The following is a 546-nucleotide window of genomic DNA, read 5'->3' as shown; positions in this document are numbered from 1 at the left end:
TTCAGAAGGTAAAATNNCCTCATTATATGGAATCTTTAATCCAGCATCAATTGCACCTTTTATGTGCAGCATATAATGAATTTCCTTTTGTAGATCTATATCTTCCAATATCTAATATTGCTTCTTCAATTCCTCTTTTCTTTGCTTCTAGACCTGCTAATAAACGGACTAAATATGCTGTTGGTAAATTTCCTCTATGTCCTTTCCATCCATATTTCTTTTCTAATATTTTTGAATGGACTGTTAGTAATGTTTTATCTCCATTTTCATTATATAATGTTATTTGTGCTAATATATTATTTAAAAATCTTCTAACAACAAATATTGGTTTCTTTGATTTTAATAACTTTAGTCTCCTTCTATAATCTGTAATATTTTCCTCTTCTCCTTCTAAATTTTACTACGTANNTAGGACCTGTAGCCATTAAAGATATTTTTATAAGTAATTTTTTAAATTTAATTGTGATTGACAATTTTAACTATTTGTTTTTTGAAATTTAAAATTATAAAGATATTATATTATTTTATTTAATTCCTTTACACTCC

Annotated in this window: 1 pseudogene (cut by a window edge); it reads right to left on the bottom strand. The window is 25.1% G+C overall.

The annotated features are described in order from the left end of the window. A pseudogene (locus tag LUA84_RS04885) lies at positions 1–425 on the bottom strand (50S ribosomal protein L18); it reaches 174 nt to the left of the window's first position. Positions 426–546: the final 121 nt, after the last annotated feature.

It is taken from the genome of Candidatus Nanopusillus massiliensis (assembly GCF_920984865.1).
Note: the sequence above shows the minus strand (reverse complement) of the source record. Positions and strands in the feature narration are given on the sequence as shown.